The organism is Pseudomonas anatoliensis (assembly GCF_017976235.1).
Classification (GTDB): Bacteria; Pseudomonadota; Gammaproteobacteria; order Pseudomonadales; family Pseudomonadaceae; genus Aquipseudomonas; species Aquipseudomonas anatoliensis.
The window spans coordinates 342,489-355,586 of sequence record NZ_JACVHC010000001.1 but is presented as its reverse complement, the minus strand read 5'-3'; the positions used below and the strand labels follow the sequence as shown (position 1 = coordinate 355,586).

The 13,098-nt window shown below is 57.9% G+C and carries 12 protein-coding genes and 1 pseudogene; 12 read left to right on the top strand and 1 reads right to left on the bottom strand.

Annotation, left to right across the window (positions count from 1 at the left end):
- Positions 1–7: 7 nt before the first annotated feature.
- The 10 genes from nuoI (at position 8) to ICA16_RS01485 (ending at position 9,962) form a co-directional block, all read left to right on the top strand.
- Positions 8–556, top strand: a complete 549-nt coding sequence (nuoI, locus tag ICA16_RS01525; protein WP_129394527.1) for an NADH-quinone oxidoreductase subunit NuoI — start codon at positions 8–10, stop codon at positions 554–556.
- 9 nt (positions 557–565) lie between these two features.
- Positions 566–1,066 carry an NADH-quinone oxidoreductase subunit J gene (gene nuoJ, locus ICA16_RS01520; protein WP_042559872.1) on the top strand — a complete coding sequence of 167 codons (501 nt, stop codon included), beginning with the start codon at positions 566–568 and terminating at the stop codon, positions 1,064–1,066.
- A gap of 3 nt (positions 1,067–1,069) precedes the next feature.
- A complete protein-coding gene (gene nuoK, locus ICA16_RS01515; protein ID WP_003223790.1) occupies positions 1,070–1,378 on the top strand; it encodes an NADH-quinone oxidoreductase subunit NuoK in 309 nt (102 codons plus the stop codon).
- A complete protein-coding gene (nuoL, locus tag ICA16_RS01510) occupies positions 1,375–3,228 on the top strand; it encodes an NADH-quinone oxidoreductase subunit L (RefSeq protein WP_095189665.1) in 1,854 nt (617 codons plus the stop codon). The genes nuoK and nuoL overlap by 4 nt, the downstream gene beginning before the upstream one ends.
- A gap of 39 nt (positions 3,229–3,267) precedes the next feature.
- A complete protein-coding gene (gene nuoM, locus ICA16_RS01505) occupies positions 3,268–4,800 on the top strand; it encodes an NADH-quinone oxidoreductase subunit M (protein WP_150592314.1) in 1,533 nt (510 codons plus the stop codon).
- Between the two features lie 7 nt (positions 4,801–4,807).
- The gene (gene nuoN, locus ICA16_RS01500) at positions 4,808–6,271 is read left to right on the top strand and encodes an NADH-quinone oxidoreductase subunit NuoN (protein ID WP_150615224.1); all 1,464 of its coding nucleotides are present in this window, start codon (positions 4,808–4,810) and stop codon (positions 6,269–6,271) included.
- A gap of 477 nt (positions 6,272–6,748) precedes the next feature.
- The gene (locus ICA16_RS28275; protein WP_263480701.1) at positions 6,749–6,877 is read left to right on the top strand and encodes a hypothetical protein; all 129 of its coding nucleotides are present in this window, start codon (positions 6,749–6,751) and stop codon (positions 6,875–6,877) included.
- A 48-nt stretch (positions 6,878–6,925) separates the two neighbouring features.
- A complete protein-coding gene (locus ICA16_RS01495; protein WP_210699759.1) occupies positions 6,926–8,158 on the top strand; it encodes a YcaO-like family protein in 1,233 nt (410 codons plus the stop codon).
- A complete protein-coding gene (locus ICA16_RS01490; RefSeq protein WP_210699758.1) occupies positions 8,155–9,117 on the top strand; it encodes a class I SAM-dependent methyltransferase in 963 nt (320 codons plus the stop codon). The genes ICA16_RS01495 and ICA16_RS01490 overlap by 4 nt, the downstream gene beginning before the upstream one ends.
- Entirely contained in the window at positions 9,114–9,962 is an 849-nt protein-coding gene (locus ICA16_RS01485) for an alpha/beta fold hydrolase (RefSeq protein ID WP_210699757.1), read from the top strand. The genes ICA16_RS01490 and ICA16_RS01485 overlap by 4 nt, the downstream gene beginning before the upstream one ends.
- A 273-nt stretch (positions 9,963–10,235) precedes the next feature.
- Here ICA16_RS01485 and ICA16_RS01480 read toward each other — a convergent pair whose 3' ends face one another.
- Positions 10,236–10,700, bottom strand: coding sequence for a GNAT family N-acetyltransferase (locus ICA16_RS01480; RefSeq protein WP_210699756.1), 465 nt, complete (start codon positions 10,698–10,700; stop codon positions 10,236–10,238).
- Positions 10,701–11,024: 324 nt separating this feature from the next.
- On the opposite strand from ICA16_RS01480, the pseudogene ICA16_RS28145 reads away from it, so the two are divergent.
- Both ICA16_RS28145 and ICA16_RS01475 read left to right on the top strand, forming a co-directional pair.
- Positions 11,025–11,129, top strand: a pseudogene (locus ICA16_RS28145) (transcriptional regulator); the annotation flags it as partial.
- Between the two features lie 213 nt (positions 11,130–11,342).
- The gene (locus ICA16_RS01475) at positions 11,343–12,668 is read left to right on the top strand and encodes an OprD family porin (RefSeq protein ID WP_210699755.1); all 1,326 of its coding nucleotides are present in this window, start codon (positions 11,343–11,345) and stop codon (positions 12,666–12,668) included.
- Positions 12,669–13,098 lie beyond the last annotated feature (430 nt).

Sequence of the window (13,098 nt, the reverse complement as noted above, 5' to 3'; positions counted from 1 at the left end):
TTGACCCATGTTCAAATATATTGGCGACATCATTAAGGGTACCGGTACCCAGTTGCGCAGCCTGGTCATGGTCTTCGGCCATGGCTTTCGCAAGCGCGACACCCTGCAATATCCGGAAGAAGCGGTCTACCTGCCACCCCGCTACCGTGGTCGCATCGTCCTGACCCGCGACCCCGATGGCGAAGAACGCTGCGTAGCCTGCAACCTGTGCGCCGTGGCGTGCCCGGTGGGTTGCATCTCGCTGCAGAAAGCTGAAACCGAAGACGGTCGCTGGTACCCGGACTTCTTCCGTATCAACTTCTCGCGCTGCATTTTCTGCGGTCTCTGCGAGGAAGCCTGTCCGACCACCGCAATCCAGCTGACACCGGATTTCGAGATGGCCGAGTTCAAACGTCAGGACCTGGTGTACGAGAAAGAAGATCTTTTGATCTCCGGCCCCGGCAAAAACCCTGATTACAACTTCTATCGTGTTGCAGGTATGGCAATCGCTGGCAAGCCGAAAGGCGCTGCACAGAACGAAGCCGAACCGATCAACGTGAAGAGCTTGCTGCCTTAAGGAAGAACGATGGAATTCGCTTTCTATTTCGCATCGGGTATCGCGGTTGTGGCCACGCTTCGTGTGGTCACCAACACCAACCCTGTGCACGCCCTGCTCTACCTGATCATCTCGTTGATCGCCGTGGCCATGACCTTCTTTGCACTCGGCGCTCCATTCGCCGGCGTGCTGGAAGTGATCGCCTACGCTGGCGCCATCATGGTGCTGTTCGTGTTCGTGGTAATGATGCTCAACCTCGGCCCCGCCGCGGTTCAGCAGGAACGCGTCTGGCTCAAGCCCGGTATCTGGGCCGGACCGGTAATTCTCGCCGGTCTGCTGCTGGCCGAATTGCTGTATGTGCTGTTCGCTCACCAGAGCGGCCAGGCCATCGGCCACACCACCGTCGATGCAAAAGCCGTGGGCATCAGCCTGTTCGGCCCGTATCTGCTGGTGGTCGAACTCGCCTCGATGCTGCTGCTTGCCGCAGCCGTCACGGCGTTCCATTTGGGCCGCAACGAGGCGACGGAGTAATTTATGCCTGCTATCCCTCTTGAGCATGGTCTGGCGGTTGCCGGCATCCTGTTCTGCCTAGGCCTCGTCGGCCTGATGGTTCGTCGTAACATTTTGTTCGTGTTGATGAGTCTGGAAGTGATGATGAACGCCTCTGCACTGGCCTTCATCGTTGCAGGCGCCCGTTGGGGCCAGCCGGATGGACAGATCATGTTCATCCTGGTGATCAGCCTTGCAGCCGCCGAGGCCAGTATTGGTCTGGCGATCCTGCTGCAGCTGTATCGCCGCTTCCACACGCTCGATATCGACGCTGCCAGTGAGATGCGCGGATGAACCTAATCTTTCTGACTTTCGTATTCCCCCTGATCGGGTTCCTGCTGCTGTCGTTCTCTCGTGGACGCTGGTCGGAAAACCTCTCGGCGCTGATCGGCGTGGGTTCCATTGGCTTGTCGGCGATTGTCACCGCCTACGTCATCTGGCAATTCAACGTCGCGCCTCCCGAAGGCGGTCACTACACCCTGGTGCTGTGGCAGTGGATGGCGGTGGAAGGCTTCAAGCCTGACTTCGCGCTCTACGTCGACGGCCTGTCGATCACCATGCTCGGCGTGGTGGTGGGCGTAGGTTTCCTGATCCACCTGTTCGCCTCCTGGTACATGCGCGGTGAAGCCGGTTACTCGCGCTTCTTCTCGTACACCAACCTGTTTATCGCCAGCATGCTGTTCCTGGTCCTGGGCGATAACCTGTTGTTCCTGTACTTCGGCTGGGAAGGCGTGGGCCTGTGCTCGTACCTGTTGATCGGTTTCTACTACAGCAACCGCAACAACGGTAACGCCGCACTCAAGGCCTTCATCGTGACCCGGATCGGCGACGTGTTCATGGCCATCGGCCTGTTCATCCTGTTCCAGCAAGTGGGCACGCTGAACATCCAGGAACTGCTGGTGCTGGCACCGCAGAAATTCCAGGTCGGCGACTTCTGGATCACCCTGGCGACTCTGATGCTGCTGGGCGGTGCGGTCGGTAAATCGGCGCAACTGCCGCTGCAAACCTGGCTCGCGGACGCGATGGCCGGTCCGACCCCGGTTTCGGCACTGATCCACGCCGCGACCATGGTGACCGCAGGTGTTTACCTGATCGCGCGTACCCACGGTCTGTTCACCCTGGCGCCGGACATCCTGCACCTGGTCGGCATCGTTGGTGGTGTGACGCTGGTACTCGCCGGTTTCGCCGCTCTGGTTCAAACCGACATCAAACGTATCCTCGCCTACTCGACCATGAGCCAGATCGGCTACATGTTCCTGGCGCTGGGCGTTGGCGCATGGGATGGTGCGATCTTCCACCTGATGACCCACGCGTTCTTCAAGGCGCTGCTGTTCCTTGCTTCCGGTGCGGTGATCGTTGCCTGCCACCACGAGCAGAACATCTTCAAGATGGGCGGTCTGTGGAAGAAACTGCCACTGGCCTACGCCAGCTTCATCGTCGGCGGCGCGGCACTGGCTGCTTTGCCACTGGTAACCGCAGGCTTCTACTCCAAGGACGAAATCCTCTGGGAAGCGTTCGCCAGCGGCAACCACGGTCTGCTCTACGCAGGTCTGGTCGGCGCGTTCATGACCTCGCTCTACACCTTCCGCCTGATCTTCATCACGTTCCACGGTGAAGCCAAGACTGAAGCGCACGCCGGTCACGGTATTGCTCACTGGTTGCCACTGTCGGTGCTGATCGTGCTGTCGACTTTCATCGGCGCCATGATCGTTCCACCGCTGCACGGCGTACTGCCAGAAAGCGTTGGCCATGCCGGTGGCGAAGCCAAGCACAGTCTGGAAATCGCTTCGGGCGCCATCGCTCTGGCCGGTATCCTGCTGGCGGCCCTGCTGTTCCTCGGCAAGCGTCGCTTCGTGACGGCGATTGCCAACAGCGGCGTCGGGCGTTTCCTGTCGGCCTGGTGGTTCGCTGCCTGGGGCTTCGACTGGATCTACGACAAACTGTTCGTCAAGCCGTACCTTGCGATCAGCCACATCCTGCGCAAAGACCCGCTCGACCAGACCATCGGTCTGATCCCGCGTATGGCCAAGGGTGGACACACTGCTCTGAGCCGCACCGAGACCGGTCAACTGCGTTGGTACGCTGCTTCGATGGCTGCTGGTGCCGTGCTGGTTATTGGCGCCATCGTGCTGGTAGCGGTCTGATATGAACCTTGCGAATTTGCGAAAGGAAACGAGCCCGTCATGATTCTGCCTTGGCTAATCCTGATCCCCTTCATCGGCGGCCTGCTGTGCTGGATGGGTGAGCGCTTCGGCGCTACCCTGCCCCGCTGGATTGCGCTGATCACCATGTCCCTGTTGCTCGCGATCGGCCTCTGGCTGTGGGCTACCGGCAACTATTCATTTGCCCCGGCGCCTGGCGCCGATCCGACCTGGGCGCTTGAGTTCAAGCATATCTGGATCGCGCGTTTCGGCATCAGCGTGCACCTGGCCCTCGACGGCCTGTCGCTGTTGATGATCCTGCTGACCGGTCTGCTGGGTATCCTCTCGGTACTCTGCTCGTGGAAAGAGATTCAACGTCACGTTGGCTTCTTCCACCTGAACCTGATGTGGATCCTGGGCGGTGTTGTCGGCGTGTTCCTCGCCCTCGACCTGTTCATGTTCTTCTTCTTCTGGGAAATGATGCTGGTGCCGATGTACTTCCTCATCGCGCTCTGGGGTCACAGTTCTTCGGACGGCAAGAAAACCCGGATCTACGCAGCAACCAAGTTCTTCATCTTCACTCAGGCTTCCGGCCTGATCATGCTGGTGGCGATCCTCGGTCTGGTACTGGTCAACTTCAACAACACTGGCGTGATTACCTTCAACTACGCCGACCTGTTGAAAACCAAGATGTCGATGACCACCGAGTACATCCTGATGCTCGGCTTCTTCATCGCCTTCGCGGTCAAGCTGCCAGTCGTACCGTTCCACTCCTGGTTGCCTGATGCTCACGCCCAGGCGCCGACCGCAGGTTCCGTCGACCTCGCCGGTATCCTGCTGAAAACCGCTGCTTACGGCCTGCTGCGTTTCGCCCTGCCGCTGTTCCCGAATGCCTCGGCCGAGTTCGCGCCGATCGCCATGACCCTCGGTCTGATCGGGATCTTCTACGGTGCGTTCCTGGCGTTCGCGCAAACTGACATCAAGCGTCTGATCGCCTTCTCTTCCGTTTCCCACATGGGCTTCGTGTTGATCGGCATCTACTCCGGCAGCCAACTGGCCCTGCAAGGTGCAGTGATCCAGATGCTGGCGCACGGTGTTTCGGCAGCCGCACTGTTTATCCTCAGCGGTCAGTTGTACGAGCGTCTGCACACTCGTGACATGCGTGAGATGGGCGGTCTGTGGTCGCGTATTGCTTACCTGCCGGCGATCAGCCTGTTCTTTGCAGCCGCGTCGTTGGGCTTGCCGGGCACGGGTAACTTCGTCGGCGAGTTCCTGATCCTGATCGGTTCTTTCGCCAGTTGGCCTTGGATCACTGCGATTGCCACCTCCGGTCTGGTGTTCGGTTCGGTCTACTCGCTGATCATGATCCACCGTGCGTACTTCGGTCCGTCGAAATCGGATTCGATTCTGCACGGTATGGACGCTCGCGAACTGATCATGGTGCTAGGCCTTGCGGTGCTGCTGATTTACCTCGGCGTCTACCCGCAACCGTTCCTCGACACTTCTGCCGCCACGATGCATGGCGTACAGCAGTGGCTCGGCACCGCCTTCACTCAACTCGCTTCGGCCCGGTAAGAGCGCTATGGAATTCACGATTCAACACTTTATTGCGCTTGCGCCACTGTTGATCACCAGCCTCACCATTATCGTGGTGATGCTGGCAATCGCCTGGCGCCGCAATCACTCGCAGACCTTCCTGATCTCGGTCGCCGGTCTGAACCTGGCCTTGCTGTCGATCCTGCCTGCCTTGAAAGTCGCGCCTCTGGCCGTGACCCCATTGCTGCAGATCGATGCGTTCGCCTGCCTGTACATGGCGCTGATCCTGGTCGCCACCCTCGCCTGCGTCACGCTCGCCCACGCCTATTTGGGCGACGGCGGTTCGGGTTACCCGGGCAACCGTGAAGAACTGTACCTGCTGATCCTGATGGCCGCCGCCGGTGGCCTGGTTCTGGTCAGCGCGCAGCACCTGGCCGGGTTGTTCATCGGTCTGGAACTGCTGTCGGTGCCGGTCTACGGTCTGGTGGCTTACGCCTTCTTCAACAAGCGTTCGCTGGAAGCCGGCATCAAGTACATGGTGCTGTCGGCCGCCGGTTCCGCGTTCCTGTTGTTCGGTATGGCACTGCTGTACGCAGACGCTGGTTCGCTGAGCTTCACCGGTATCGGTCAGGCACTGGCTGCCACTGGTCTGCCTAGCCCGCTGGCACAACTGGGCCTGGGCATGATGCTGATCGGTCTGGCGTTCAAGCTGTCGCTGGTACCGTTCCACCTGTGGACGCCGGACGTGTACGAAGGTGCTCCGGCACCGGTCGCCGCGTTTCTCGCGACCGCTTCCAAGGTTGCCGTGTTCGCGGTGATGGTGCGCCTGTTCCAGATCTCCCCTGCTGCAAGCAGTGGCGTACTGAGCGACGTGCTGAGTGTGATCGCCGTTGCCTCGATCCTGTTCGGTAACCTGCTGGCCCTGACCCAGAGCAACCTCAAGCGTCTGCTCGGTTACTCGTCCATCGCGCACTTCGGCTACCTGCTGATCGCACTTGTGGCGAGTAAGGGTCTGGCGGTGGAAGCCATCGGCGTGTATCTGGTTACTTATGTGATCACCAGCCTCGGCGCTTTCGGCGTGATCACCCTGATGTCTTCGCCTTACAAGGGCCGTGACGCAGACGCGCTGTACGAGTATCGCGGCCTGTTCTGGCGCCGTCCATACCTGACCGCCGTACTGACCGTGATGATGCTGTCCCTGGCCGGTATCCCGCTGACTGCTGGCTTCATCGGCAAGTTCTACATCATCGCTACCGGTGTCGAGTCGCACCAATGGTGGCTGGTGGGTTCGCTGGTACTGGGCAGCGCCATCGGCGTCTTCTACTACCTGCGCGTGATGGTCACCCTGTACCTGATCGAGCCGAACCTGCGTCGCCACGATGCCGAGTTGCACTGGGAACAAAAGGCGGGCGGCGTAATGCTGCTGGCCATCGCCCTGGTTGCGTTCTTCCTCGGCGTTTACCCGCAGCCGTTGCTGACACTGGTTCAGCAGGCGGGTCTGGCGGGCTGATTGCTCGGCTGGATTTAGCTGCAAATGGAAACGGCACCTTCGGGTGCCGTTTTTGTTTTTGTGGATATACGTGCAGCACCGGTCCCTTCTGCGCCTGATACCTACCCTTCTGTAGTTGTAGGAAAGCCTTCAATCAGCGCAAGGAAAACTCATTACCTGCGATGGAAAATTCCCGGGAGCTGATTGCCAGACCCTCTTTTCCCAAAAAAACCGCTGAAATATCCCACGTCCCCTCAGCAAGAAACCCTCTCGGGCACACCAAATCCCCCAGAAAAATAACAACCGTGCCCCTCGGAAAAAGCCGCTGAATCCTGACTATCCCGCATTTCAATCACAAGATGATGTGTACGCATTTCACCCTCCCATCCATCCCGGAACTGAAACTTCCGGACATTTTTGACCCATCACAGCCCGCCTTATAGATTCGGTCCGTGCAAGCAAATGCACTTTCATCCAAAAAGAAAAAGGAATTGACCTATGGGCTACATGGCCAGCTGGAACGCCAACAAAATCGTTGAACTGGACGAGGAGCAAGCTCGCGATCCGGAGCACATCGAAGCACTGCAACTGAGTGAGGAAGAACTGGCCGAACTCGACGCGCAGTGAGTCAACGAACGGGGGTGAAAGCCCCCGTTCTTTTTGAGGATGGATAGCATGGACAGTATCAGGATGATCGAGCGAGAACTGACAGCAGATCAGGCATACCAGCGCATTCAAACTGAATTGAGTCGACTGGGAATGACACCCGCTACGCTCACCTTGGGTCAGGACGTTGTTGCGGTACAGGCGACCTTTACTGACAGCAAAGGTCTGCCTGTCGCGCGCGGCGCCGGCAAAGGTTATGCAGTTCAGGCAGCCATCGGTGCGCTCTACGAAACGCTTGAACACTATTGGACAGACTCGTTCCCGGTTGAGAATGCCCACGCTATTCCCGTGGACTACTTCGCAGACAACGCGATGTTCAACGAAGACCCGGTGCGACTCATTACCCGCCAGCAGAACCGCCGAATCGCCTGTCGACGCTACACCTGCCCTCAACGACACGACCCTTTTTATTACCCGCTCGCGCTGACGTCACCCAACACGCAGCAGTTGTTTGATCAGCAGACCGCGGACTGCCGCGCCTTGCGCCGTTACTCGAGCAACAGCGGCACGGCCATCGGCGCCAGTTACAACGAAGCCCTGCTGCATGCCATCAATGAATGCATCGAACGGGACGCTGTTTCGTTGTTTTTGCTGGATCATTTTTATTATCAGAATCACCCGCCAGTGCGCCGGATCACCCGCCCCGACCATGGCGATACCCTGGGCCAACTGTGGGCGGATGTCGAAAGGGAAATCGGCGCAGAGGTCGTGCTGGTGGATATCAGTACCGAATTCGTTGCGCGCACTTTCCTGGCTTTTTGCGCCACACCCGGTGCCCGGATTCATGTATTCGGTTCAGGTTGCTCCCTGGATCCGCGCCATGCTGCCTGGCGGGCGCTGACGGAACTGGTGCAGTTGCATCACGCCGCGGCGGGGCCCGAATACACGCAGCATTTGCTCAACGCGAAGCGCCACTTAAGTCCCTTCCCCCGACTATTGCGCTGCCTGCTATTCAATCCTGAGGATCTGCTGCATCGCTGCGCTCACTCCACGGTGACCTTGCCCGAGGCCAGCCCGCAAAGACCATTGCCCCTGCAGATTGAACAGCTGACTACCGATCTTCAACAACACGGGCGCCACCTCGGCGTATCCACTGTGCATCAAACGAGCCTCGGCACCAGCCTGGTCAATGTGGTGATACCCGGTCTGGAACGGTTCTTCGTCGTGTCCAGCGGCAACGTGGTGATTCCCCACGCCCGAGGTCGAGGGTTGGACAAACAGCTTCACGGAGTGAGCTCATGAACAACCAAGCCATCGTCTGCTCAAAGGGGCATGAACTGGAACTGGCAAAAAACCTGTCCGACCACATCACAAGCGCCGGCCCGATCGGTTGTTTCGTCGAATCGACTCGCAACGGCCTGCATCAGGTATTTATTCTGCGGGTCCGCGACCGTGACTGGGTCGGCCGCAAAGTCTTGCAGCGAGACCCTTGCAATCGCTGGGGCCTGAGCAGCCTGTTGAACCCCACCATGTTGCTCGGCCCCCACAGGCAGTCGCAATGGGGCAACGACGGCGTGTCGATCTATTTTCAAACATCAACGTTGAAAGAAAGAATCGAAGCCTTCGAAGCCGCGCTGAACAGCCCGGACAGCGAGATACATTTCCCCTTTGCTGTCATCGATGATTGTGGTGACGAGGCCGTTTGCCCCGCCGATTACTGGCAGGGAAACGAATTGCTGGCTGCGCAACTGAACGCAGACGAGTGCCACTTTCGCGAACACTGCGTGAGCGTACTTCGTCCATTGCTCAAACCGGACGACCTGGTTTACGACCCGGCCTGCTCGACAGGTGACTTCATCGCCCATCTGGCTGCCGAACTCACCGACGGCCGCTACCTCGGCACAGACCGTTCGGCCTCGATGATTGAATATGCGCAACAGCGTCACGCAACATCCACTGCGCAGTTTCGCGTGATGGAGGCGACAGCGTGCATCGACGCTCATATTCGCTGCGACGTGCTGATCCTTCGTTTCCTCAATGCCGAAGTCATGACCCGCCGCGAAGCACACAGCGCGTTTGAAAGCCTGGTGCGTTGCGTAAAGCCCGGTGGCACGATCCTCGTGTTTGGTCATACGCCGGTGTTGCTTGCCATGCCCTGGCTGGCTCACACCTTTGGTCTGGTGATTATTTCCAGTGTGGCGGCGCGCAGCGGGCGGCAAGAGTTGTTCCAGTTTTACCGCCTGACGCTTCCCGCCGCATGACCCGCCTCAACGGATACCTTCTCACCGCTGACGGCCATCAACTGTACTGGGAGCGCCACGGAACACGCGGTGGTGAGCCCGTATTCTTCTTGCACGGGGGCCCGGGTGGGCGCTGCAGCCGTCATCACCTGGAGTTCTTCGACCTGAGTTGCTTCGACGTGATTTTGATTGATCAGCGCGGATGTGGCCGATCACGCCCGTACGGGCAGACTCGCGACAACACCACCGCCCTGAATGTCGAAGACCTCAACGCCTTGCGCCTGCACCTTGGTTTGCAGCGCATCAGTTTGCTGGGTGTCTCCTGGGGCACCTGGCTGGCCATTCAATACCAGCAGCGATACCCCGCCACTTTGCTGAAAACCACGTTGGTGTCTGTTTTCGTTCCGTTTGCAGCGAACACTTACGCCTATGAAGAAGCAATAAACGCAGCCTTGCGCCATACCGGTGGCGGTACCACGCGCGATATCCAGCAAATATTGAATGATGGCTGTCGTGACCAACAGCACCAAGCCGCCATTCACTGGTTGCGTGCTTCGTTACGACTCAACGGGCAGACAATGCCAATGGATGCTCTCGGTAGGTTTGCCGATGAAGAAGCCATTCTCGCCATCCGTCTGGAATTGCATTACCACGTCAATCGCTACTTCTTCAGTGCGGACAGCGAAAACGTTTCGCTCAATTCCGACACCCTGATAATTCAGGGCATCAAAGACCCCTTCGGCATGTCCAGCCTGCGTTGGTTACGGCAGCGCCAGCCCGTGCGCAGCCGTCTATTGCGCGCCGGGCACAACGCTTTTGAATTGCCGATATTGAAAACCGTACGCGAGTCGTTGAAACGTGAATGAGCGTCAGACGCTTTTCCACAAACCGTCGCCCCCATTGCAGCCTTGAAGCGAACCGATCTGGCAAAGCCTTCCACATGACGAAATTGTAATCCCCCAATCACCCTCGCGTTATCCGCCGCTTGCAACGATGTCACCCGGCGACCATGCCGGCGGGCGGAAAGAGGTGAATCTTTTGGCGTCCTTCGGGGCGCCTTTTTTAGGTCGCCGCTTCCACCTCCATTCTTGAAAGCATTGCTAAGCCCAGCGGGAGCAAGCTCCCTCGCTACAATGGCATCACAGTTTCTTCACCATTGGCACGCACGCCAGTTGCAGACCCGAAGGCGATTGGTAAATCGCACTCCCCTCCCCGATGTAACCGCAGCGCCGGTAAAAATCGGCAGCGTTCAACGTTGCGTCCAGGCAGACCTCTGCCAGCCCCAGCTCCCTTGCCAGATCTTCGAGAAAGCGCAAAACGTGTTTGCCCAGTCCACGCTGCATGAAATCCGGATGAATGAAGATTGCACCGATTTCACGGTGCTCCAGATCAAGCATTCCGGTTGCCACGGGCTCGCCCTCAACGAAGCCCAGATAGAAATGCTTTTCCATGAGCGTGTCGTAACCGTCCTCAGCCGAACCCTTGGTCCAGTCGTGCATTTGCTGCTCGGTGTAGGCACCGATGCATTGATGCCTGATCGCCATGCGTCGTATGTCGAATGCGGTTTGGGCGTCATTCGCGGTGGCTCTTCTGATGTCGAACATTTCTCTCTCCATGAGCCATGTGCGGACGGGAACGAAAAAGCCCCGTCCATTTCTGGCGGGGCTTCGGGTACACGTCAAATGACAAACACGTATGACCTTATGGCCCGCCGGAAGCGGTCATTGAGGCGCACATCATGTTCATTCGGTGGTGGGCAGTCATGATCGGATAGTGCTGTGGATTGTTCCGACACGTCAATTGCGAAGTCTCTTTGTTGCTCTACCGAAAGCTCTTGCAAGAAGGTCAGGTTCGTCCTACAGCCAGAATTGAGGCACTTCTCTATCCTCAGTAATTGCTGAAAAGATCAATCGAGGCACGGAGGAACAATGAAACGAGACATTTTTTCCGAACTACTGGACGGCTTGAAATCCTTGGCAGATGAGCGCGAAGGCAAAGTCAAACTACGGACCACCAAGCTTCATCTGGTAAAGGATTCCGATAAAAGCGAGGAAACAAACAATCCCATACACCGATTGAGTTCAAACCAAACGCACATGACGAAATTGTAATTCCCTCATCACCTTGGCGTTATCCGCAGCTTGCAACGATGTTACCCGGCGACCATGCCGGCGGGCGCTTGCCCGTCGAACAATAAAACCCACGCCGAAGCACGTTCCCGTTCTGCCGAACCCAAGGAGTGTTTGATGGTTAACAATACAAAAATGTCGATGGCCGCTTTAGCGGTGGTGGTTGGCTCCGGGCCGTCCATGGTGTTTGCAGAAGAAAAAGCCGAAGGCTTTATCGAAGGCAGCAGCCTGACGGTGCTCAACCGCAACTTCTACTTCAATCGTGACGACCGCAACGGCCAGTCCAGTCCTACCGGCAATGGCTACTCAGAAGCCTGGGCGCATGCGGTGATCAGCAAGTTCGAGTCAGGTTTCACTCAAGGCATCGTCGGGGTCGGAGTCGATGCGTTTGCCATGATCGGCTTGAAGCTCGACACCGGTGATGGGCGCAACGGTGGCCGTAGTTCGTTCGACGTGCTGCTGGTCAACAGTGACGGCGAGGCACGGGACGAATACACCAAGGTCGGGGGTGCCGCGAAAGTGCGGGCGTTCGATACGGTGGTCAAGGTGGGTGATGTGTTCCCCGCCAACCCGGTGGTCGCAGCAGGTGATTCACGATTACTGCCAGAGAGTTTTCGTGGTGTGACGGCGACCAACACCAGTATTGAAGGTCTTTCGGTGCAAGGTGGTCGTTTGCATGCGATGAGCCAACCGGTGTCGAGCGACATGCGGGAGAACTTCGCGACCTTCTATGCAGGCCCGGTCAATTCGCCGTGGATCGCGTATGGCGGCGGTGACTATGTGCTGAATAAGAACCTCAGCGTCAGTCTCTATTCCAGTCGTCTCAAAGATGCCTGGAACCAGTATTACGCAGGCACCGCGTGGACATATCCGCTGGCGGATGACCTGTCGCTGTTTGGTGGTTTGAATTACTACAAGGCTGTCGACGAGGGCAAACAACTGCTCGGCGAGTTCGACAACAACATCTGGAGCGGCCGGGTTGGCGTGAAACTCGGCGCGCATTCCGTCGCCGTCTCCCACCAGCGCAACAACGGCAACGACGATTTCGATTACCTGCGCCAGTCCGACTCGATCTTCCTCGACAACTCCATCCAGTACAGCGATTTCAACTCGCCAAAAGAACGTTCGTGGATGGTGCGCTACGACCTCGACATGACCACCCATGGCGTGCCCGGTTTGTCGTTCATGACTCGCTACGGCCGCGGCACCGACGCCGATTATTCCAACGCCAACATCGTGTACATGCGCCGCGATGCCGAGGGCAATCCGCTGACGGATCAGAAGCGTTGGGAGCGGGATATCGAAGTCAAATACGTGGTGCAGAGTGGTTCGTTGAAGGACATGTCACTGCGTTTGCGCCAGGCCACCACCCGCGCCACGGCGTTCGAGTCGGACCTGGAGGAAGTGCGGGTGATTGTCGAGTATCCGTTGGCGATTCTCTGAGTTCACGAGCAATGCACATTCACCTTTAGAAGCTCCTTGCTCCTTTGGAAAGAGGTGAATTTTTTGGCGTCCTTTGGGGCGCCTTTTTTATGCGTTAGCTTTGGCACGGTTTTCCAGGGCAGGAAAGCAGCCCTCACGGTAAAGACCGGGTACATCCTTTAAGTTTGAGACCAGGACATGGTTTACAGGTATCAATCACCGTCAGTGCGCCTGGCATGACGACTTGCACGATCTCCAGGCGTCATGTGATCCCTGCTGTCCGGCAGCACACCGAGCTACGTTTACTTTCAGCTCCACCGTTTTCGACGAATTTTCAGTTGGCATAAGCACAAGTTGTTTCGGGCCGGGTTGGCTTCAATAGCCTGTTCGAATGCGCTAAATGCAACGTCATCGAGAAGATATAGCTGTGCTACCGGATTCGTCTGTTGAC

Bases quoted from the DNA above. Each gene is read 5' to 3' on its own strand.
- nuoI (WP_129394527.1), top strand. From the start codon at position 8: ATGTTCAAATATATTGGCGACATCATTAAGGGTACCGGTACCCAGTTG.
- ICA16_RS28275 (WP_263480701.1), top strand. From the start codon at position 6,749: ATGGGCTACATGGCCAGCTGGAACGCCAACAAAATCGTTGAACTGGAC.
- nuoK (WP_003223790.1), top strand. From the start codon at position 1,070: ATGCCTGCTATCCCTCTTGAGCATGGTCTGGCGGTTGCCGGCATCCTG.
- ICA16_RS01495 (WP_210699759.1), top strand. From the start codon at position 6,926: ATGGACAGTATCAGGATGATCGAGCGAGAACTGACAGCAGATCAGGCA.
- nuoN (WP_150615224.1), top strand. From the start codon at position 4,808: ATGGAATTCACGATTCAACACTTTATTGCGCTTGCGCCACTGTTGATC.
- ICA16_RS01475 (WP_210699755.1), top strand. From the start codon at position 11,343: ATGGTTAACAATACAAAAATGTCGATGGCCGCTTTAGCGGTGGTGGTT.
- nuoJ (WP_042559872.1), top strand. From the start codon at position 566: ATGGAATTCGCTTTCTATTTCGCATCGGGTATCGCGGTTGTGGCCACG.
- nuoM (WP_150592314.1), top strand. From the start codon at position 3,268: ATGATTCTGCCTTGGCTAATCCTGATCCCCTTCATCGGCGGCCTGCTG.
- nuoL (WP_095189665.1), top strand. From the start codon at position 1,375: ATGAACCTAATCTTTCTGACTTTCGTATTCCCCCTGATCGGGTTCCTG.
- ICA16_RS01480 (WP_210699756.1), bottom strand. From the start codon at position 10,700: ATGTTCGACATCAGAAGAGCCACCGCGAATGACGCCCAAACCGCATTC.
- ICA16_RS01490 (WP_210699758.1), top strand. From the start codon at position 8,155: ATGAACAACCAAGCCATCGTCTGCTCAAAGGGGCATGAACTGGAACTG.
- ICA16_RS01485 (WP_210699757.1), top strand. From the start codon at position 9,114: ATGACCCGCCTCAACGGATACCTTCTCACCGCTGACGGCCATCAACTG.